Here is a 19,097-nt window from a genome sequence, read left to right as displayed (position 1 = left end):
CTCCAGGAACGAGCGCGCAGGCCGGGAGAACGCCCAAATGCCCGCCTGGCGCGGGTTGCGCGCCGAGGGCGGGTGGCGTGAGCGGAAAAAATCGGAAGGAAATCGGAGAGAAAATCGGGGCCTTAAGACAAGCCCGCGAAGCTCACGCGCGTAGGAATCTGCCTCCGCGCGTGTGGGGGTCAGCGCTTCCTGGCAGGCGATCTGCCGGCCGCTTTACCGGCCGCTTTGCCAGCCACTTTACCGGCGGACGGCTTCGCGCCTGCTCTGGCCGATTTCGGCATGGCCTCGGCCGGGGAGGACTTCGTGGCGGCTTCGCCCGGTTCGGGCGGCGCATCTTGAGCCGCCGATGCGGAAGATGCAGCCGCGCCAGCGCCCGGGCGGCGTCCCAGTGTCTGCTCGAGGATCGTGGCGACGCGGCCGCCCAGGTAGGCGCTCGACTGCTCTTCGAGCGCGCGCAGGATTTCGTTCTCGACGAACACGGTGGAGAGGGGCCGCAGCCGCCAGATCGCATCGACGAGCGCGGGCATGTCGGTGGCGGGCGGCAGGGCGCCCGCGTCGTAGCGGTCCAGATGCCGCACGACCATCGCCACCAGCGCGCTCGCGATGGCATCGAAATGCGGGCGCGCCTCTTCGAGCACGTCCAGCAGCTCGCGCGCCGGAATGCCTTCGCGCACCGTGGCCGCGGCGGCATCGAGCATGGCCGGGTTGCGCGCGACGAACGACAGGCCCTGGCGTTCGAGCAGCCCGAGCTTCGCGAGCCGCGTGAGGCTGCTGGGCACCTGCGGGCCGAACAGCTTGATCAGCTCGGGCAGGGAATAGCTCCTCGGCCGCGTGTGCGACCACGGACCGCCAATCGCGTTCTCGAGACCGAGAATCGAGCGCAAGTCGCCACCGTCGTCGATGGCCTTGATGAGGTCCTGGATGTTCGAAAGCGTATAGCCGCGCGCGAGCAGGTGATTGATGAGCTTCAGGCGCGCCACGTGGGAGTCGTTGTAGATGCCTACACGGCCACGCTTGTCGGGCGGCATGAGCAGGTCGCGGTCCTGATAGGCGCGCACGTTGCGCACCGTGGTGCCGGCCACGCGCGCGAGTTCGTCGACGGTGTATTCACTGTCGATGGCGTGCTCGGGCGCGGTCTCGGTGACGGGGGGCGTGGGCGATTTCGGCATGCGCCGATTTTAGCAAGACCCGTCGCGCGAGCGCCACGAACGCGCGTTGGCGCACGCGCGCCAAACGTGCGGGATGCACGAGATGCGCGCAAAACATGCGAAACGCGCCTCAGAACTTGTACGACACCGCGAGGAACGAGATCAACGGATCGGCCTTGAGCTCGGCGCGGCTCACGGCGAGCTCGGTGCCGTCGGCGGCTTTCACGATGACCGAAGACGTGGTCTTCAGCGGAATGTACGTGAGCGAAGCCACGAGCCCCAGATGCGCCGTGATGTTGTACTCCGCGCCCAGATTGAACACGGGCTGCCAGGACGACGACGCCTTCGCGCTCACCTGGGTCGCCCCCGGCTTGCCCGCGCCGGCCGCGATCACGGAGCCCAGATCGTCCTGGGTGGCCTTCACGAAGTTCGGGTTGAGCTGGATGTCCGAGAACCAGTTGTACGAGACGCCGACGCCCACGAACGGGCGAAACTTCGCGTCGCCATCCCGGAAGTAGTACTGAAAGATCAGCGCCGGGCTCCATTGGCGCACGCTCTGCACGATGGGGTTGGTGGCCGGATCGTTCAGGTTCTGGCTGCCGAGCGCACCCGCGGGGCCGGGCGGCTTGATCGTGCCGTGGCCATAGAGCTTGAAGGTGGGCGGCACGCCCGCCACCGAGGCAACTGCAATGTGATCGGTCAGGAAGTGGGTGAACACGAGGCCGACCGTGTTCGCATTGTTCGTCGACAGGCTCGTGCCCGGCGACGTGAACGAATTCGGCAGGCGCAACGGCGTATTGATCGGCGTGGGCGCGACGGTGGTCGTGAGCGGTGTGCTCGAATCCTTCGGCGCGACGTGGAACCAGCCGAGCACGGCCACGTTGTCGCCCGCGTGCTGGGCGTGGGCGGTCGTGCTCAGCACGACCGCCGCCGCTGCCAGCATTGGCTTTGCGATACGTCTCATCATTCCTCCCTGTTCTTCTTGGCTGCTCTCAGGTTCGGGTGTCCCTGCCTGCTGCTGGCTTTGTGCGCGGCGGCCGTCTCGTGAACGGCCGTTCCTGCGCACGCCAGGCTGCACGCACGCGTTAGCGTGCGTGCAGGCGGTCACCTCGTGGGCCGCACGGCCCTGGTTTATCCATGCACGACTGCACGACTGCGCGAGTCATGGCACACGTCATTGCACGAAGGCGCCGGCCGTGAAATACGGCGAGGACGCATTCGTCATGTCGAGGAAGCTGAACACGCCGCCCGTGAAGGTCATCTTGCCGGTCGGAGTCGTGCCGGTCGACGCGCCCACGTGCGTGGTCGTCACGATGCCCGGCACGCTTTGCGTGTAGTCCAGATCGAGCGCCGTCGCGAGCGAAGCCTGCGAGGCATTGAACGGATCGAGCAGCGTGGCCTGCGTGCCGGCGAGCGCGAGCGTGCGGTAATCGAACTGGCTGTCCACGCTGATGTACTCGCCGTCCTGCGAACCTTGCGCAATGGCCGTCTGCGGCGCGAGCACGGAGATGCCCGATTCGTCGTCGGCGACGGGGCCGGTCGCGCCGCTCTGCGGATCGACGCCCACCTGCGGATACGCCACGCCCGTGCGCACGAGCACCGGCACGAGTTGCCCGCGCAGCTTGCCGACGATCATGAAGCCCTTCGCCGCGTTCTGGGTCGTGACGAGCGTGGGCTTGACCTGCCCCTGGAAGTGATCAGTTTCGAACGCGCCGCTGCCGTCGGCCGATTGCGTCAGGTTCGTGCCGGGCTGCTGGCACTTGCCCGCGTTCACGCCGGTGTTGTCGCATTCGGTCCACGAGCCGTCGGCGTTGATGGTGATCTTCGCGTCGACGGCGGCGGGCAGGAAGTTCTGCGACGGCACCTGGTGATAGCCAAGCTGGTTCCAGGTGCCGGCGACGTTGGCGATATTCGTTTCGATCGACGAAAAGGCGATGAACGGGTAGTACGGGAACTTCGTGTCCGGCACTACGCCGATGCCGCCCGATCCCGCGAACTGAATCTCCGCGCCCGGAATCGTGCCGCCCGCCACGCCTTCGCCGATGAACACGCGCGCCGGGCGGTTCGGATCGAGGCTCGCGCCGTTCAGCTGGAACGCGCACTGATTGAGCTTCGCAGTAGGCAGTCCGGTCTCCTGAGTAATCGTGCCTGACACCACCTGGCCCTTGCGCGTGGGCGTGACGGTGCCCGTAGTGGCCGGGATCGGCGACTCCACATAGGTGATCTGCCAGGTTTTTTTGGTGGTGTCGAGCTGGAGCTTGACGAGCTCGCCGTCGCCGCCGCCGCCCGTGTAGACCGTGTTGTAGTCGAGCGTGGTCGGACAGAGCGAGGTTTCGACGAGCGGCGGGCTGCTGTTGCCGCCGCCGCCGCACGCGCTCAGCGTAAGCAGCAACGGCGCGCCGACGCCAAGCGTCGCGAAGAGCTTTAATTTCATTGCGCGTCTCCAGGTGTTCTTGTTGGCGGGGCGCAGGCTCCCTGTCCTTGCGCCCCGGTCTGGTTTCTTTGAATCGCTTCTTTAATAATCTGGCATCCGAACTAACTGACGCCGTGCCGCGCGGCGCTTACTGCGGCTGGATCAGCGCGCCCACGCCGAAGTAAGGCTGGTTCGGTGTGGCGCTGTTCGCCGAGGTCGACGTGACGCCGCCGTTCTCCTCGCCGTTCAGGAAGATGCCGTACAGGCCGCCCACCGCGATCACGTTGCCCTTGTTGCCGTTGTTGTCGATCGCGCCGATCAGGCCCGGTTGCGTTTGCGTGTAGTCGAGCGTGAACGTGCTTTGCGTCGTCATCGTCGAGGGCTTGAGGAAGCCCGCTGTCTGGCCGTTGATGAGCGTGGCCGTGTAGGCGAAGTTCGAGTCGGCGCCGATATAGCTGCCGTCGAACGCGCCCGGCTTGAGCGTGGCGGCGGGCGCCATCATTGCGATGCCCGATTCGTCGTCGACGTGGGCGTTCGTGAGGTTCTCGTTCACGTAGCCGGTGCGCACGACGATCGGCACGATCGCGTTGTTGAGCTTGCCGAGGATCAGATGCGCCGTCGCGCCATTGCGCTGGACGACGAGCCCGAGCAGCGGGCCGACGAGCGGCGTGCCAACAGGCGTGGGCGTTTCGATTTGCGGCGCGTTGGCGCTGTCGAAGTAGCTGCCGTTCGCGTCCGTGGCCCACGCGCTCGTGGCCGTCGCGCAACCCGTGTTGGTCGCGCCGGACGGCACGCTGCAGTTGCCGCTCGCATCGTACTGTTCCTGCGTGACCTCGGCTGCGGGCGCGAAGTTGTTCGACGGCAGGATGTGATAAAGCAGCGCGTTATACGAGCCCTTCAGGTCGGCGATGTTCGTGCTCACCGACGAAAAGCCGATGAACGGATAGAAGTCGAACGAGCGCGCCTTCACGTTCGGGAAGAGCGTGGAGGCGAGCTGGTCGCCGCTGAAGTCCACGGTCGCGCCCGGAATGCCGCCGCCCGCCACGCCGAAGCCCACGTAGATGGTGGGCGGATTGTTGGCGTTATAGGCGCTCGTGTAGGTGCTGCCGCCGATCGTGCCGGTGCCTTGCTGAAGCTGGAACGCGCAGGCGATCTGCGCGGCCGTGGGCAGCGAGCCGCTGGGCGGATGCTGGACCGCGCCCGTGATCGTGAGACCCGCACGCGTGTTCTGCACCGAGCTCGAGTTCACCGGAATCGGCGAGGCGAGGAAGGTGAGCGAGTAGGTCATCTTCGTGGGATCGATGTTCAGGCTCACGACTTCGCCGCTGCCCGCGCCGCCCAGGTAGGTGTTCTTGGCGATATCGGCGGCGGCCGGGCACAGCGCCGTGGCAGCCGGCTGGCTCGTGGGCGGGCCCTGGTTCGCGCAGGTCGATCCCGAGCATTGCGCCGGGGTGACGGGCGCCGGATCGCTGGCGTTACCGCCGCCGCACGCGATCAGCAAAGGCGCGGCGGCTGCGGCCAGCGCGACGCAGCGGAGCATGCTCTCCAACATGTGTTGCCTCCCTGTCTCGTAATAATTTATGCGCTGAAGATTGGATCATGACATTGGCCGCTGTCAATTGAACGAATCACTCTAAAACTGGGCCGTGCGGCAGCGCGGCTCGCACAGGCATGGCCTGAGCCGCCCGCAACAGGGGTTTTTCCCGATGTGTTTGCGTGGCTCGTCAGTGGCGCGGCGGGGCCGCCGAGCAAACGGTGTTCCCGGGGAACGTGAGGCTCGTTGTGTGCGAACCGTTCGGATAGCAAGCTATTTGAAGGGCTAAACGAAGGGCTTGAGGCAAATCCCGATTGCGGCAGGCGCGAAGAAGGCGCGGCCCAATCGGTTCGGGCTGCTGGCTAAATCGGATAGTTGATTCGATATCCAAAGTAACTGCGGTGCGTCTGGCGGTACCGTTCGCGAACTGCGTGGCACGCTCAAAGGTGAGGGAATTCGGGATCGGATTCTGGTGGGCGGCCACCAAAGGTGAGCGTTTTCGGGGGCGTGGGTGCCAGGCATGCGGCGAGTGTCGAAAAACGGCCGGGAACCGGCCAACCCGGTTCGCAAATGGCAAAGGTGAGTGTCTGCGGGAGCAGATATTCACTGAGCGACGTCAAAAAGTGTTTTTTTACTGCACGTTGGTAAGTTGCTTCGCGGATTTTCTCAACCAAAGCGTCTGGGTGAATCTGCAAAGGTGAGCGTTTTCGGGAGGGGTGCGCCAGGCTTGCTGTCATCGAGATGCACGAGGGAAACGGTATAGTGACTCGCGATATGCGCCGGCCGGCTCGACCCTCGAGCGTCCCCGGCGCCGCACGATGGAGTTGCACCATGGGCTTTTTCGACCGACTGTGGCCACGCAAACGCGCGCTGCCGGTTCAGGAGACGGCGCAGACGCGCGCGCTCGTCGAGCGGCTGATCGTGCTCAGCCCCTCGCTGAAACTTGCGCGCGATTATCGCGAGCGGCTGTGCCCCGCGCTCGCGCAATCGGTTACGTACGTGCGTGACATCGTCGAGCGCCTGCCGCCCGCGCGCGAGGCGAGCGCCGCGAACTGGCTTGCCGATCCCTATATTCACGCGTTCTTTGCCGTGCCCGACGAGATCGCGCCCGTGCTGAGCCGCTCGCCCGATCTGCATGCGTGGTTCGAGAGCCATCCGCTCGTGCGCGAAACCTGGGCGGTGCTGGGCATGGCGATGAACGAGCGCCGCGGCTTCGGCGTGGAGCAGCACGGCGACCAGGTGCATGCCGACGTCGCTCAGACCACGCTGAGTTTCGACGATCATCAGGTGCGCGTGTGCGGCGAGTCCGAAGCGGATCTGCGCGAGCACATCGTGCAGCGCGTTGTCGAGCAGATCGCGCTGGAAGGTCTCGCGCAGATCGGCGCTGACGAGTCGCGCCGCGACGCGCTGGAACAGGAGCGTGCGCTGCTGCGCACGCGCCGCCAGTTGCTCACGCGTCAGGGCGCGGGCACGCAGCAGATGGTTGGCGAGCGCGCGATCGCGAACGCCGCGGAGCTTGCGCAACTGCAGGCGCAAATCGACGCAAACGAGCAGGCGCTCGCGGCGCTCGGCCTGAAGACGGATGCGCTCGAGCATGAAATGGATGTGATTTGCGACGTCCTCGCGCATCCCGCGCAGCACGCCAACGTCGAGATGAAGCATGTGCGGCTGAGCCCGATGAATGTCGTGATCGAGCGCGGCGCGCCGGGCCGCGGCGCGGAGATCGTGTTTCCGCTTGCGCGCCTTCCGGCCAGTCCGCAGGGCCTGCGCGCGTTCTCGCTGATACGCTTTGCGCGCGCGGATCTCATGCCGCTGCCAAAGGTATTGGACGAGGATAGCCGCTTCGTGATTTGAGCCGATGGCATTCGCAAAGGGGCGTCGTCGCGCGCCAGGTGAGCTTTTTCGGGAGTGTGGCGCAGGCAAGAGCGCGTGCCGTCATGCGACGTGAGGTGAAGCGCAACGGTTCGGAGCCACTCACCGGAGATTCGGCACCCGCGCAAGAAATCGCGCGATTCTTCGATGCATTGCGGTGAAAAATTTCCTGGGACTCCCAGGTCACGCGAGACGATTGCTCGCGCCGTGGCGCACAAGCGTGTGTGCTTCAAGGTGAGGGTTTTCGGGAGCAGATGCTATCTCGCGAATCGGCGCCATGCGGTGAGGTGAGCGAATCGTCCGTTATTCACCGTTTGCGCGGGTGCGCCGGCGAGTCCGCGAGACCCATCAAGCCGAAAAGCGGCTGCGAAGCGCAGGTTTGCCCATGGCGCCACGGAAAAATTTCCTGGTAGTCCCAGGTTAAGCGATGTGAATCTTTCTCGATCCGGCATGCGAAGCCGTGCCTGAGCGGCAAAGGTGAGGTTATTCGGGAGCGGTGCGCGCGGTCGTTTCGAAACACTAACCGTTCGAGCAGAAAGCCTTGAAAACACCGGAAAACAAGGCCTTCTGTCTGGTGCAGCAACGCTCGGCATCGCGCCATCGACGCCGTAGCGACACCGAAAGGTGAGCTTTTTCAGGGGTGAGCGGCGGGCCACGCGGTAACACCCGAGGGATCGATCTCGAAACGCAGGGCGCCCGCGTGCGCGCTGGCGTGTGGCAACGCCGCTTCCTCGGCGGGAATGTCGAATGTTTCGCCGGCCAGCTCGAGCGTGACGTAGCGGTCGCCGTGGCGCAGCGAGTAGCCGGCGAGACGGCCTTCGAGCGAACCGCCGGGCGTCGCGCACAGCGCGCGTGGCGACACGCGCCACATCACGCGCGTGCCCGCGGCGAGCGGCGTATCGAGGCAGGCGCTCCGGCACGGCAGGCGCAGCCCGCCCGCCGTTTCGATCTCGCCCGAGTCAAGCGCGACACCGACGCCAATGTTGTGCAGTCCGAGCAATTCGGCCACCCGCAGCGAGGCGGGCCGCGCGAACACTGCGTCGACGGTGCCGGCCTGCAGCGTGCGGCCGTGCTCGATCACGAGCACTTCGTCGGCGAGCAGGGCGGCTTCGTCGGGATCGTGCGTGACGATCACCGTCACCGCGCCGATCTCGCGCTGCAGGGCGCGCAGCGATTGCTGCAGCTTGCGGCGGCGCGGCGTGTCGAGCGCGGCGAACGGCTCGTCGAACAGCAGCAGTTGACTGTGCCGCGTGAGCGCGCGGGCGAGCGCCACGCGCTGGCGCTGGCCGAACGAGAGTTGGCGCGGCAGGCGCTGCGTGAGCGCGTCGAGGCCCAGATGGGCGAGCCAGTAGCGTGCGCTGGCGGCGTCGGCATCGACGGGAAACGCCAGTTGCTGCGCCACCGTCATATGCGGAAACAGGCCATAGTCCTGCGGCATGTAGCCGATCTGGCGCCGCTCGGGCGGCAGCGCGCCGATGTCGGTCGCGCCGAGCGAGACGAAGCCCGCGTCGTTCTGCTCGAGGCCCGCGACGATACGCAGTGCGAGCGATTTGCCCGAGCCCGAGGGCCCGATAATCGCGAGCCGCCGCGTGCGCGGCTGCCAGGCGACGTCGAGCGTGAAGGCGCCCAGGCGCCGCTGCGCCGCGAACGCGAGACGCAGACCGCCAGCATCCACGGCCGTGGCGGCGGGCGTGAATGCGGTGAGCTCGTCGCCGTTGTCGACGCTCACCGCGAGCGTGGCGCGCGCGCCGCGGCTGTACACCGAGAGCACTGCGCAGACGATCGCAATGGCGAGCGTCGGCAGCAAGAGCGGCATCATCGCCGGCAGCCCCTGGCCGCCGAATACCACGTAGGTGTAGACCGGCAGTGAGTACGGGTGATAAGCGACCATCACCGTCGCGCCGAATTCGCCGAACGCGCGCAGCCACGCGAGCGCGAGCCCCGCGCGGATGGCGGGCCACGCAATCGGCAGCGTGACGCGGAAGAAGCGGCTGGCGGCGTGATGGCCGAGCGTGGCGGCGACGTCGTCGTAGACCGGATCGACGGCGGCGAACGCCGAGCGCGCCGCGACGATCAGGAACGGCGCGGCCACGAAGGTCTCGGCGAGCACGATGCCCGTGAAGGAGTCGGTGAGCGCGCCGTTGAAGAGCTGGCCGAGGGCGCTATACGGGCCGATCAGGAACAGCAGCAGCACGCCGCTCGTGAGGGGCGGCAGCGCGAGCGGCAGTTGCACGACGAAGCCGAGCACGGCCACGCCGCGCGCGCGCGAACGCGCGAGCCAATAGCCGAGCGGCACGCCGCCCACGAGGATGATGAGCGAGGCGACGCTCGCGCTGGCCACCGAGACGCCGACGGCCGACCCCATGGTGTGCCAGTCGACGCCGGCCCAGTCCGCCTGATCGATCTGCGGAATGCTGGCGAAAAACGGCGCGCACAGATAGACCGCGAGCAACGCGCCGAGCCACCAGAGCGGCCTTGCGGCGCGCTGCGCGGGTTGGGTCATGGCTGCTGCATCATTGCTGGGCGGCGTCGATCACGGCCTGCACCGAAGGCGGAATGGCTTGCGCCTCGCCCTTGACCGTGGGCTTCGTGACATCCACGCCGTGCTCGGCGAGCAGCTTGCGGCCTTCGGCGCTCAAGAGGAAGTTGACGAAGCGCGCGGCGCCGGCGCTATTGGGCGCGTCGTTGAGGATCGTGAGCGTGTAGTTGGCCTTGATCCCCAGCTCGGGCGCGGGGTGGATCGACGGAATCTTCAGGTCGGACGTTTCGGTCGAGTAGAAGAAGCCGGCGTCGAGCTGGCCCGACTGCAGACGGCCCACCAGCGTTTCTTCCGGCAGCACCTGGGCGGGATTCTCCGGCGCGCCAAGCGTCTTCTCGACGAGGTCCGGCTGGTTGTAGGCCTGCGCGGCCTTCGTCATGAGCTCGACCGTGAAGGCGCCCTTCGGGTCGAGCTTGGGATCGGTGCGGCCAACACGGATGCCCGGCTCTTGCAGCACCTGATCCCACTTCTTCGTCTTGAAGTCGGCGGCGAAGCGGCTCTTCGGGTTATAGCCGATCATGAGCGGCGACTCGGCAAAATTCACGTACCACGAAACATGGTTGCCGTTCGCTTCGCCCATTAGGTTGGTGTTGACCTTCGGGCTTGCGCTGATGAACACGTCGCCGCGGCGCAGCTTGCCCTTCACTTCGTTGGCGATCTTGTTCGAACCGGCCGCGTAACCCTTGAAGTGCAGGCCCGTTTCCTTCTCGAACGCGGGACCGACGCTCTTTTCCATCAGATTCACGAGCGAGCCTGCGTAAAGCACGTTGACGTCGCTGTCATCGGCCGCGAATGCGCCCGTACTCGTGGCGAGCACGCCCGACATCACCACGACAGATGCGATCAGCTTGCGGATCATCTCTTCTACCCCGTAGCGTTATAAAGGTCCATATATTACGACGGACTGTCGGGTTCATGCACCTGGCCACATGGCCAATCTTCTCGATAACACCTGTGCGTGATCCGGCCGCGCGGCTACACTGGGCACCTGCATTCGGACATCTCGCCGGCGCGCGCCGCGCCGGTTGTTGCGTCGTTTCGCGAAATCTCAACTTTGCATGGGGCCGCACTCAGCGTGCGGTTCAACAGGAGGCAATCATGCGTACCAGCGCCCGTAATCATTTCACCGGCCAGATCGCCGCGGTCAAGGCCGGCGCCGTCAACGACGAAGTCACGCTACGCGCGGACGGTGGCCTCGAGATCGTCGCCATCATCACGCATGGCAGCGCCGCGTCGCTGGGCCTGGCTGCTGGCAAGAGCGCGTTTGCGCTCGTGAAGGCTTCGTCGGTGATCCTGATGGTCGACGGCGACGCAAGCAAGGTCTCCACGCGCAACGTGGTCGCGGGCACCGTCGCTTCGGTCACGAAGGGCGCCGTGAACGCAGAGGTTGTGATCGCTGCGCCGGGCGGCGCGCAGATCGCGGCCATCGTCACGAACGACAGCGTGGACCGCCTCGGCCTGGCAGCGGGCAAGGCGGCTTCGGCGCTCTTCAAGGCGTCGAGCGTGATCGTGGGCGTGGACGCCTGAGTTGCGCGTGCAGCCTGCGCTCAAGCGGCTCGAACGCCGATCCCGGCGCGCACAGCCGCAACCGCGACCGACATGACCGGGACCACGCACGGCCACGCGGCGGCGCCCGATTTCGAGCGCCTTGCGGCGGCCTGCCGCGACCGCCTGACCGGCGTGCCCGGCGGCGCGCGCTGCGGCGACGCGTGGCTGTTCGCGCGGCTCGTGGCGGCGCGCGAAGTGCGCGGCGAACTGGCGCTGCTGGGGTTATCGGCGCACGCGTTCACGGCGCTCGCCCAGCGGTATTTCGTGGCGGACGCGGTGGCGCCATGGCTGCATCCTCCGCATCGGGCGCCGGTCGTGGATGCAACGCACGCCACGTTCGTGGCTTCGATGCGCGAATTCCTGATTGGCCTCGCCGCGCCCGACGTCGATGCGGCCGATGCCCAGTGTCTCGCCACGATCCTCGCGCATGCGTGCCTGCGTCCCGATCACCTGTGGCGCGATCTGGGCCTCGCTGGCCGCGACGACGTCACAGCGATGCTCACGCGCTTTTTCCCGGAAGTCGTCGCGCGCAATCGCGAAGGCCTGCGCTGGAAGAAACTGCTCGCGCGCGAGCTTGCACGAGCCACCGGCGGCGTGCCGGGGCCCGCGCCGGGTTGTCCGGGCTGTGAGGATTTTGGCTTCTGCTTTCCGCAAGGGCATTGAGCAGCAGGGCGGTCAGCCGCCCGGCCTGGGCTATTCGGGCTGGACCTTCGTGTATGCTTGCGCCCATGACCCCACCCCAAAAAGATCAGACTCAGGGCAGTGCGTCGACACGGCGCAGCGAGCCTGAAGTGCGTTTTCGCATGCGCGTCATGCAGGACGGCACCATCGCGCTCGGGCCAGGCAAGGTGCAATTGCTGGAAGCCGTGCGCGAGCATGGCTCGATTTCCGCGGCGGCGCGCAGTCTGGGCATGTCGTACCGGCGCGCCTGGCTCCTCATGGACGAACTCAATCGCGCGCTCGAATCGCCGGCCACGGTGTCCGAGCACGGCGGACAAAGCGGCGGGGGCAGCACGCTCACGCCGGTGGGCGAAGAGATCATTCGCCTCTATCGCGGTATCGAGGCGCGGGCCGCCGCCGCATGCGCGCCCGAAATCGAAGCGCTGAAGAAACTCGTGAAGGGCTGAGCCCGCATCCGCACACGTGCGTCATGCGCGGTTTCGGGCGGGCGCACGATTGTGCGCCGCCTAGCCGTGGCGCAGGCAGAACCGCGAGACGGGCACGGCCGTCAGCGCTGGCGTGGGACTCACGTGCAACCGCATCATCAATTCGACGAAGCTCGCGAGGCTCGCAGTGCGCAGTGGGTGCCAGCTCACCCGGTGCCGCTCGCACACGCGCTTGAGCGTCGCCATCGAATCGTGGTCGATGCAATCGACCGGAAACACGGCCAGGTCGGCGCTTGCGAGCGAGGCCGCCAGCAGACCCTTGCGGTCCTCGAGACCACCGTCGTGCACCGTGAGCTCGCCGCCCGCCGCGGCCACCCAGCGCCGCAGCGCGTGATTCGATCCGGGGCGTCCGCCCACATAGACGATGCGCCGTCCCTTGAGCGTCTCGCGCGGCAGTGCGCGCGGCGCGTCTTCGTCGTCGGGCTGCGCCGCGGTTTCCATCGCGTGCGCCTCGGCGCGCAGGGCATCGATCAGCGCGTGCGCTTCGTCAAGTTGCGCGCGCAACGTTTGCAGGGTGCTCGCGTCCGTGGCGGCGCGCTGCTCGGCGGCTTCGCGGCGGGTCGTTTCCAGCGCGAGCCGCGCGTCGCGGGCAGCCAGCGCCTCCTGCAATGCCGCAATCCGCGGCGCCGCCTGGTCGTGCGCGTTGTCCTGCGCTTCGGACCGCGCAGCCGCGTGCGCGGACTGCTCGTCGAGCGCCTTGCGGGCGTCGTCGCGCTCGCGGCTCATCTCGTTCAGACGCAACTGCTGGCGCTCGATCTTCGCGTGCAAGGCAGCGTTTTCTTCCTCGAGCGCCACGAGGCGGCGCAGATCCGCACGGTTCGCGGCGCCCACGAGGTGCGAGAGCATGTGCAGGTCGCCAAACGCCGCCTGGCGCACCTCCATCGTCGTGGCCGGATGAGTCATCAGCGCCCAGTAGGCGGGGGGAATGTCGCCGCTCGCGCGGGCTTCGTTCCAGAGCGCGAGAACGGCGTCGACGTCTCGCGCGGCGGCAAAGCGCCGAAGCGCACCGGCGTAACGCGTGTCGAGCGCTTTTTGCAGCGCCTTGCAGAGCGCGCCGCCCTGGATCGCGTGTTCGACCGCGCTGTGGTGAATCTCGAGATCGCTCGCATGCTGGCCGTCGAGCGGCGTGTATTTCGGCACGAGCTTGCGCAGTTCGTGTGTGGAAAGACAGGTGCCGATGATCGAGCAGTGCAAATGCGCGTCGAGATCGGCGAGCCGCGTGCGGCGCCGCGAACGGTCCAGCTCGGCCTGAGAAGGGCCACAACAGGCGGCGGCGGGGGCGAAGGCGCGCAGATGCGGCGCCTCGTCCGGCGTCGCGGCGCCCGGCGTGCGGGCGAGGCGAAACGGCGGTGCGTGCATGGTGACCTCTGATCCGGTTGGGAACGCGGGATGGCGATGCGCGTGGCGCAGCCGTTAGCGATGACGCGCGGCTGCTTGCCGAAATCGCAATATACCATGGAATATAACGAGATCGGGCCGCTGAACGCCGCAGGCGGCGCGCTCACGTGCCGGATGGCGCGGGGCTGGCGGCGCTTGTCTGACGGTGCCTGGCGCGCGTGCATCGGCTCGCGTGCGCGCGGTGGCTCAGGCGGCGTCCCTTTGCATGGCAGCGGCTGCGCCGGCAACTGCCGGTTTCGCTGCGGCGTCGCCCGGAGTGGTGCGCGCGTCTTCCAGATGTTGCGCGAGCACATGCCCGACGCCGAGCCGGACGAACGCGGTATCGAGACGCTCCAGTTCCGCTGCGGTTCGCCGCATGGCGTCGGTATCGAGGCAGAAGGCGTCGGAGAACAGCGCGTCGCGGGTTTTGTCGAGGCGGCGCGCGTCGCGAATCGCCCGCTTGAGTTCGCGATGCCGCGCAAAGCGCGCGCCGTCGACGCGACGCGCCAGCGTCGTGAGCAACGGCTGTAGCGAAGCGCCGCTGTTACCGCGCGGCTGCGGCTCGCCCGCTGCGGCGGCGAACATGCGGTTGAAGCGCTCGATGCTCTCGCGCAGGCGCCGGAAGGCGTCAATGATGTCGCGAATCTGTTCCGCGCGCTCATGTCCAGACGCGGGGCGCAAGATCGTGAACGTGGCCGGAACGGCGTCGGGTGCCCGCATGCCGGTTGCCTGCATGTCGGTCGCCCGTATGTCGGCTGCCTGTATGGCAGACGCCTGTATGTCAGTTGCCCGCCCGCCGGCTTCCCGCACGCCAGGCGCTGGTGCGCCGCACGGCGACGCCGCGCGCGGCGGCATGGCGTTCAGCGTGGCAGGTGTGCTCGGGGCGCTTCCCGCTGCATTCGTCGCCAAGGGCCGACGGCTCACTCAAGCACCTCTTTCTGACTGATGGATTCCGGATCGCACATCGGGAGGCCCGACGGGTTCGTTGTATTCTAATGTATATATCGATGGCAGTAATCCGTCGCGCGCATCAATCGGGGCTCGCCGGTGCGTCAGGCCCGCTGCTTTAAAATCTGCTGTTTCGCACGTCGCCCGCGCGCCGCGCCCTTCCTGCCGTTCATGAACACACCTTCGTCCGCACCCGAGGCTGCGCCCGGGCGTCTTGCGCGCAATCGCGGTTTCCAGCGCTTCTGGGGCGCACGCGTGCTCGCCTCGATGTCGTTCCAGATGCTCGCCGTCGCAATGGGCTGGCACGTCTATGCGCTCACGAAGAGCGCGTTCGCGCTCGGCCTCGTCGGCCTCTCGCAGTTCCTGCCGATGTTCCTCCTCACGCTCGTCGTCGGCCATGTCGCGGACCGCTACGACCGCCGGCGCATCGCCGCCGTTTGCCAGGGCATCGAGTGCGCCGCCGCGCTCACCTTCGCGTGCGGCACCTTCGGAGGCTGGCTGAGCGCGCCGGTCATCTATGCGCTGGCGGCCTGCGTGGGCGCGGCGCGCGCGTTCGAGTCGCCGGCCATGTCTTCGCTGCTGCCCGCCGTGGTGCCGCGCGCGCAGTTGCCCAAGGCCACTGCCTGGTCGACCTCGGCGAGCCAGACCGCGCAGATCGTCGGGCCGGCTCTGGGCGGGTTGCTTTACGGCGTCGGTGCGGGGCCCGCGTATCTCGTGTGCGCACTGTCGTTCGCCGTGGCCGCCATACTTTCGGCGCGCGTTCCGCTGCAGACGCGGCCCGCCGCCCGCGCGCCCGTCACGCTCGCCTCGGTGTTTTCGGGCATCGCCTTCATCCGATCGCAGCCCGTGATTCTCGGCGCGCTCTCGCTCGACCTGTTTGCCGTGCTGTTCGGCGGCGCGACGGCGCTCTTGCCCGTCTTCGCACGCGACATCCTGCATGCGGGCCCGTTGGCACTGGGATTGCTGCGCTCGGCTTCGGCAGTGGGCGCGCTCTCGGGCTCGATCTGGCTCGCGCATTTCCCGCTGCGCAGGCGTCCCGGCCTGGCGATGTTCGGCGGCGTGATTGTGTTCGGCTGCGCGACCATCGCGTTCGGGCTGTCGCACAACATCGCCGTGTCGCTTGTCGCGCTCGCGGTGCTCGGCGCGTCGGACGTGGTGAGCGTGGTCGTGCGCACGTCGCTCGTGCAGCTGCGCACGCCCGAGCACACGCTGGGACGCGTGAGCGCCGTCAACTCGCTTTTCATCGGCACTTCGAATCAGTTGGGCGAGTTCGAGTCGGGCCTGACCGCCGGATGGTGGGGGGCGCAGCCCGCGGTGCTGGTGGGCGGTGTGGCGACCATCGGCGTGGCGCTGCTGTGGATGAAGCTCTTTCCCGCCCTGCGCGAGACGCGCTCGCTCGAGAACGAGGAGACGCGCGCCGCCGCAGGCGCGGGGTGAGCGAAGCGCTGGAAGACGCACGCAGCCCAAACGGCGGATGTCCCGGTATCCTTTTGCCGAGGCGCGCGTTCTTCCCGCCCCACCGGGCCGTCACGCCAATGTGCACCAGCTGCAACGCCGCTACACAGCAAACGCAATCACCATCACGCAAGCAAGTGTTTATGCAACCATCGATCATCACCCTCGGGAGCCCCGCATGCGCGTAGGCCGACCGGTCAAGGCGCTGCCGCAGCCGCTATGCGACTACTGCGGCGCGAAGGCGCTGCTCGCCCGCTACGGCGACGAAGCCTATCCGTATCGCGACGACCACGGCCCGCTCTGGGTCTGCGCGGCCTGCGAAGCATGGATTGGCGTGCCCGCGCGCAGCACGCGCAACGTGCCGCTCGGGCGGCTCGCCAATGCCGCGCTGCGCGAGGCCAAGAGCCGCCTGCACGATGTGCTCGAACCGCTCGTCGCCGCCAAGGTGCGGCGCGACAAGGTGAACGTTTTCGAGGCCCGCGGCCGCGCGCTGCGCTGGCTCGCCGAGGAGCTCGGCTTCGACCTGCCGAATCCGTCGATCCACCATCTGACACTAGAACAATGCGAGGCGGCCATCCGCCACGTGGAGGCCTTCATGGCGGCCCGCCGCGGGTCCGACGAGGCGCGCTAGTGCAAGGCAGGCGCGGCGGCTCGCGGGCGCGCACCGGCGCCGGGTCGTCACCATTCGTTACATCCATCTCACGCTGCGGCGCTCAACCTTGGGCGCCGCGTGCCGTTAATGCGGCTGAATGCACCTGAATGGACCCCGATGTGCGACATGGCCAAGACGATCCCTTTTCCGCAGCACCAGACCACCCGCGCCCGGCGCAATAAGACCGAGTTGCTGCCGATGCCGCGCGCGAGCGCGGACGAGCTCGCGCTGCAAGTGCATCTGGCGCTGGCGTCGTTGCGCGCGGACGGCACGCTGCTCGACGCGCAGGCGCTCCTGCATGCGCATGTGCTGGCGCAGTCGATTGCCGGCGCGGGCTACGGTGCGCTGACGCCCGAGCAGGTGCGTTGCGCCGACGAGGCGATCCTCGCGTGCTTCGCGCGCGGCGGCGCCGAGGACGACTGGCGTCTCGACGACGCGCAGTTCGAGGCGGTCAAGACCATCGTGAGCGTCTACGACCAACAGTTGCAGAGCGCGCCGTTCTGGGTGCTGGCGCAGGCGAGCGAGCGGCTGGAGCGCACGCGCACGGGTGACGCACGGCAGTCGATGCGCAAGCGCGCGTGAAGCATGCGGGCAGGCGCCGGAATTAGGGGAGGGCACGGTGTTGGGCATGTGGATTGCGCGTTTTGCGTGAGGCTGGCAAACGATCCGCCCCCCATGCGTGCCGCGCCCTTGGAAGCAGAATGAAGTGAGCGTCATCGCAAGCGGGGCCAGATAAAAGCCGGTGACGCTCGATGGATCGTCCCGCTTCGCGATCGCTGCCTTGGGATGGCCGCGTGGCGCACTTGTTCTGGCCGTGCAGTGGCCTTGTGGCGGCATTGGCACGACATTTGACGCGAGGCGCGAATCGTGTTGACTTCCGGCAGTGGGCGTGACTAAAATTCGCCCGTCTTAACAAAAGGGGCTGACGCCTTGGACAGTAGCAGTTGTCGATCTTCGATTAGTTTCGCTGCCTGACCGGCACGACGTCCGCGCTCCTTTTCTTTCAGCCGCCGTCTTGCCAGCCAGGCAGATGGTGCGCGTCCAGCAGTAATCTCCGTGCACTCTGAATAGCGTCGACCCGGCGCCGCCGCGTTGTTGTTTCGCGCGCAGCACCAGGCCGATATCGCGCTGTGAGCGAGTCTCGCTCGCGGCACGGTCCGTTCGTTGCGCGCATCGGCAGCCGATGCGGTGCGATGCGCGGACCGCCACTTGCGTCGCGCATGGCGCAGGCCAGCATGGCCCAGGCCGTTATGGCCCAGGCCGATTCGGCCCACCGCGCGTGCCGCCGTGACGATGAGGAGTTCCGATGTCCGACAGTGACAGTTATCCGTTATGCCGCTTCCTTGTTTCGTTCCCTGAGGAAAGCGCGCAGACTTAAAGCCGCTGTAGCGCGCCGAATTGGCCTTGTATTGCGCGCAGCCGGGTCTGCTGGCTTTTCTCGACATGGCGTCCACGCGAATGCGTGACGCGAGGAGATTCAGCATGAACTTCGGCCTTCTTCTGCCGCACCTGCCGCAAACGCAACAAAACCTCCATCCCGATGTGATCGGTGCCCGCCAGCGCGCGCCGGCCGCTCCGCCTTGCCGCCATTCGAGACTCGCCGCGCGCTGGCAAGACTTGCGCGCACGGGTGTTTCGGAGCGCGCGGGGCTGACGTAGCTTGCGAGAGCAAGCCAAGAGATAGACAAGAAAGCGCGGCCCCGCGCACCTGTGCCGCTATCGCGCATGGCGATGCAGGCGAGGCGCAAGGGCCGCGCAACAGCAACAAACAGCAACATCCAGAAATGCCGGTGCCTCAAGACATGAATCTGCTCAATCTGCTCAACCGCTCGATGCGAACGACTCGCCGCGCACCGCGCGTACGTGGCGCCGTGCATGCATCCGCCCCAGGAGGCCGCTGATGGAGTTCAGATTCAACCTGAACCGCACGGCCAACGCTTCGGCGTGGCGCGTGCTGCCCAATCGCTGGGACTTCGTGGCGTTCCCGCTCATCATCGGGCTGATCGCCATGGCCGTCGTGGGCTTCCATCAGACCATGGCGCCCATTGGCACGCTCAAGACGCAGACGATCTCGCTCGATCCGTCGATGCTGCCCGAGTACGCCTTGCGCACCACGCTGCGCATGCTCGCGGCCATGGTTGCCTCGCTCGTGTTCACGCTCGTCTACGGCACGCTCGCGGCCAAGAGCCGCCGCGCGGGCCAGGTGCTGGTGCCGATCCTCGACATCCTGCAGTCGGTGCCGGTGCTCGGCTACATCTCGTTTACGGTCACGTTCTTCCTCGCGCTGTTTCCCTCGCGCGTGCTGGGCGCGGAGCTCGCGGCGATCTTCGCGATCTTCACGAGCCAGGCCTGGAACATGACGTTCAGCTTCTACCAGTCGCTGCGCACCGTGCCGCGCGATCTCGATGAAGTCTCGCGGGGCTTCCACCTCACGGCATGGCAGCGC

General features: G+C 67.2%; 18 protein-coding genes. 8 read left to right on the top strand and 10 right to left on the bottom strand.

Annotated elements, in window-relative coordinates; translation table 11 throughout:
• Positions 1-179: 179 nt before the first annotated feature.
• The 5 genes from EYW47_RS21825 to EYW47_RS21805 all read right to left on the bottom strand — a co-directional run bounded on the left by EYW47_RS21825 (position 180) and on the right by EYW47_RS21805 (position 5,832).
• The gene (locus EYW47_RS21825) at positions 180-1,169 is read right to left on the bottom strand and encodes a MerR family transcriptional regulator (RefSeq protein ID WP_165976644.1); all 990 of its coding nucleotides are present in this window, start codon (positions 1,167-1,169) and stop codon (positions 180-182) included.
• Between the two features lie 109 nt (positions 1,170-1,278).
• A complete protein-coding gene (locus EYW47_RS21820) occupies positions 1,279-2,112 on the bottom strand; it encodes an OmpW/AlkL family protein (RefSeq protein ID WP_133196913.1) in 834 nt (277 codons plus the stop codon).
• Between the two features lie 210 nt (positions 2,113-2,322).
• Entirely contained in the window at positions 2,323-3,582 is a 1,260-nt protein-coding gene (locus EYW47_RS21815) for a DUF2957 domain-containing protein (RefSeq protein ID WP_133196912.1), read from the bottom strand.
• A 127-nt stretch (positions 3,583-3,709) separates the two neighbouring features.
• Positions 3,710-5,113 (bottom strand): DUF2957 domain-containing protein, encoded by a 1,404-nt coding sequence (locus EYW47_RS21810; RefSeq protein ID WP_133196911.1) that lies wholly within the window; start codon positions 5,111-5,113, stop codon positions 3,710-3,712.
• Between the two features lie 422 nt (positions 5,114-5,535).
• The gene (locus EYW47_RS21805; RefSeq protein ID WP_133196910.1) at positions 5,536-5,832 is read right to left on the bottom strand and encodes a hypothetical protein; all 297 of its coding nucleotides are present in this window, start codon (positions 5,830-5,832) and stop codon (positions 5,536-5,538) included.
• A gap of 94 nt (positions 5,833-5,926) precedes the next feature.
• Here EYW47_RS21805 and EYW47_RS21800 point away from each other — a divergent pair, with 94 nt between their 5' ends.
• Positions 5,927-6,949 carry a hypothetical protein gene (locus tag EYW47_RS21800; protein ID WP_133196909.1) on the top strand — a complete coding sequence of 341 codons (1,023 nt, stop codon included), beginning with the start codon at positions 5,927-5,929 and terminating at the stop codon, positions 6,947-6,949.
• Positions 6,950-7,601: 652 nt separating this feature from the next.
• On the opposite strand, the gene EYW47_RS21795 is transcribed toward EYW47_RS21800, so the two are convergent.
• Positions 7,602-9,470, bottom strand: coding sequence for an ABC transporter ATP-binding protein/permease (locus EYW47_RS21795; protein WP_133196908.1), 1,869 nt, complete (start codon positions 9,468-9,470; stop codon positions 7,602-7,604).
• Between the two features lie 10 nt (positions 9,471-9,480).
• The gene (locus tag EYW47_RS21790; RefSeq protein ID WP_377785339.1) at positions 9,481-10,332 is read right to left on the bottom strand and encodes an extracellular solute-binding protein; all 852 of its coding nucleotides are present in this window, start codon (positions 10,330-10,332) and stop codon (positions 9,481-9,483) included.
• A gap of 272 nt (positions 10,333-10,604) precedes the next feature.
• Here EYW47_RS21790 and EYW47_RS21785 point away from each other — a divergent pair, with 272 nt between their 5' ends.
• The 3 genes from EYW47_RS21785 (at position 10,605) to EYW47_RS21775 (ending at position 12,181) form a co-directional block, all read left to right on the top strand.
• Positions 10,605-11,033 carry a TOBE domain-containing protein gene (locus EYW47_RS21785; RefSeq protein ID WP_133196906.1) on the top strand — a complete coding sequence of 143 codons (429 nt, stop codon included), beginning with the start codon at positions 10,605-10,607 and terminating at the stop codon, positions 11,031-11,033.
• Between the two features lie 72 nt (positions 11,034-11,105).
• On the top strand, positions 11,106-11,717 hold the full coding sequence (locus EYW47_RS21780; RefSeq protein ID WP_133196905.1) for a nitrogen fixation protein NifQ: 612 nt from the start codon (positions 11,106-11,108) through the stop codon (positions 11,715-11,717).
• Between the two features lie 65 nt (positions 11,718-11,782).
• On the top strand, positions 11,783-12,181 hold the full coding sequence (locus EYW47_RS21775; protein WP_240763839.1) for a winged helix-turn-helix domain-containing protein: 399 nt from the start codon (positions 11,783-11,785) through the stop codon (positions 12,179-12,181).
• A 60-nt stretch (positions 12,182-12,241) separates the two neighbouring features.
• On the opposite strand, the gene EYW47_RS21770 is transcribed toward EYW47_RS21775, so the two are convergent.
• The gene (locus tag EYW47_RS21770) at positions 12,242-13,579 is read right to left on the bottom strand and encodes a DUF2325 domain-containing protein (RefSeq protein ID WP_133196904.1); all 1,338 of its coding nucleotides are present in this window, start codon (positions 13,577-13,579) and stop codon (positions 12,242-12,244) included.
• 225 nt (positions 13,580-13,804) lie between these two features.
• Entirely contained in the window at positions 13,805-14,317 is a 513-nt protein-coding gene (locus EYW47_RS21765; RefSeq protein WP_133196903.1) for a hypothetical protein, read from the bottom strand.
• Between the two features lie 399 nt (positions 14,318-14,716).
• Here EYW47_RS21765 and EYW47_RS21760 point away from each other — a divergent pair, with 399 nt between their 5' ends.
• From EYW47_RS21760 to EYW47_RS21750, 3 genes are all read left to right on the top strand, one after another.
• A complete protein-coding gene (locus tag EYW47_RS21760; RefSeq protein ID WP_133196902.1) occupies positions 14,717-15,982 on the top strand; it encodes an MFS transporter in 1,266 nt (421 codons plus the stop codon).
• Between the two features lie 196 nt (positions 15,983-16,178).
• The gene (locus EYW47_RS21755) at positions 16,179-16,631 is read left to right on the top strand and encodes a zinc-finger-containing protein (RefSeq protein WP_133196901.1); all 453 of its coding nucleotides are present in this window, start codon (positions 16,179-16,181) and stop codon (positions 16,629-16,631) included.
• A 147-nt stretch (positions 16,632-16,778) separates the two neighbouring features.
• Positions 16,779-17,234, top strand: a complete 456-nt coding sequence (locus EYW47_RS21750; RefSeq protein ID WP_133196900.1) for a hypothetical protein — start codon at positions 16,779-16,781, stop codon at positions 17,232-17,234.
• A gap of 311 nt (positions 17,235-17,545) precedes the next feature.
• Here EYW47_RS21750 and EYW47_RS21745 read toward each other — a convergent pair whose 3' ends face one another.
• Positions 17,546-18,136 (bottom strand): hypothetical protein, encoded by a 591-nt coding sequence (locus EYW47_RS21745; RefSeq protein ID WP_133196899.1) that lies wholly within the window; start codon positions 18,134-18,136, stop codon positions 17,546-17,548.
• Positions 18,137-18,551: 415 nt separating this feature from the next.
• Between EYW47_RS21745 and EYW47_RS21740 the strand changes: the two genes are divergently transcribed.
• Positions 18,552-19,097: ABC transporter permease subunit (locus tag EYW47_RS21740; RefSeq protein ID WP_133197008.1), on the top strand; the 546-nt coding region annotated here is incomplete at its 3' end.

The sequence above is a fragment of the Paraburkholderia silviterrae genome (assembly GCF_004353915.1).
GTDB lineage: Bacteria > Pseudomonadota > Gammaproteobacteria > Burkholderiales > Burkholderiaceae > Paraburkholderia > Paraburkholderia silviterrae.
The sequence above is the reverse complement of the archived record's forward strand: the minus strand, read 5'-3'. Positions and strand labels throughout refer to the sequence as shown.

Coding starts and splice junctions, on each gene's coding strand:
- EYW47_RS21825 (WP_165976644.1), bottom strand. CDS start 1,169: ATGCCGAAATCGCCCACGCCCCCCGTCACCGAGACCGCGCCCGAGCAC.
- EYW47_RS21820 (WP_133196913.1), bottom strand. CDS start 2,112: ATGAGACGTATCGCAAAGCCAATGCTGGCAGCGGCGGCGGTCGTGCTG.
- EYW47_RS21815 (WP_133196912.1), bottom strand. CDS start 3,582: ATGAAATTAAAGCTCTTCGCGACGCTTGGCGTCGGCGCGCCGTTGCTG.
- EYW47_RS21810 (WP_133196911.1), bottom strand. CDS start 5,113: ATGTTGGAGAGCATGCTCCGCTGCGTCGCGCTGGCCGCAGCCGCCGCG.
- EYW47_RS21805 (WP_133196910.1), bottom strand. CDS start 5,832: ATGACAGCAAGCCTGGCGCACCCCTCCCGAAAACGCTCACCTTTGCAG.
- EYW47_RS21800 (WP_133196909.1), top strand. CDS start 5,927: ATGGGCTTTTTCGACCGACTGTGGCCACGCAAACGCGCGCTGCCGGTT.
- EYW47_RS21795 (WP_133196908.1), bottom strand. CDS start 9,470: ATGACCCAACCCGCGCAGCGCGCCGCAAGGCCGCTCTGGTGGCTCGGC.
- EYW47_RS21790 (WP_377785339.1), bottom strand. CDS start 10,332: ATGTCGGGCGTGCTCGCCACGAGTACGGGCGCATTCGCGGCCGATGAC.
- EYW47_RS21785 (WP_133196906.1), top strand. CDS start 10,605: ATGCGTACCAGCGCCCGTAATCATTTCACCGGCCAGATCGCCGCGGTC.
- EYW47_RS21780 (WP_133196905.1), top strand. CDS start 11,106: ATGACCGGGACCACGCACGGCCACGCGGCGGCGCCCGATTTCGAGCGC.
- EYW47_RS21775 (WP_240763839.1), top strand. CDS start 11,783: ATGACCCCACCCCAAAAAGATCAGACTCAGGGCAGTGCGTCGACACGG.
- EYW47_RS21770 (WP_133196904.1), bottom strand. CDS start 13,579: ATGCACGCACCGCCGTTTCGCCTCGCCCGCACGCCGGGCGCCGCGACG.
- EYW47_RS21765 (WP_133196903.1), bottom strand. CDS start 14,317: ATGCGGGCACCCGACGCCGTTCCGGCCACGTTCACGATCTTGCGCCCC.
- EYW47_RS21760 (WP_133196902.1), top strand. CDS start 14,717: ATGAACACACCTTCGTCCGCACCCGAGGCTGCGCCCGGGCGTCTTGCG.
- EYW47_RS21755 (WP_133196901.1), top strand. CDS start 16,179: ATGCGCGTAGGCCGACCGGTCAAGGCGCTGCCGCAGCCGCTATGCGAC.
- EYW47_RS21750 (WP_133196900.1), top strand. CDS start 16,779: ATGGCCAAGACGATCCCTTTTCCGCAGCACCAGACCACCCGCGCCCGG.
- EYW47_RS21745 (WP_133196899.1), bottom strand. CDS start 18,136: ATGCTGAATCTCCTCGCGTCACGCATTCGCGTGGACGCCATGTCGAGA.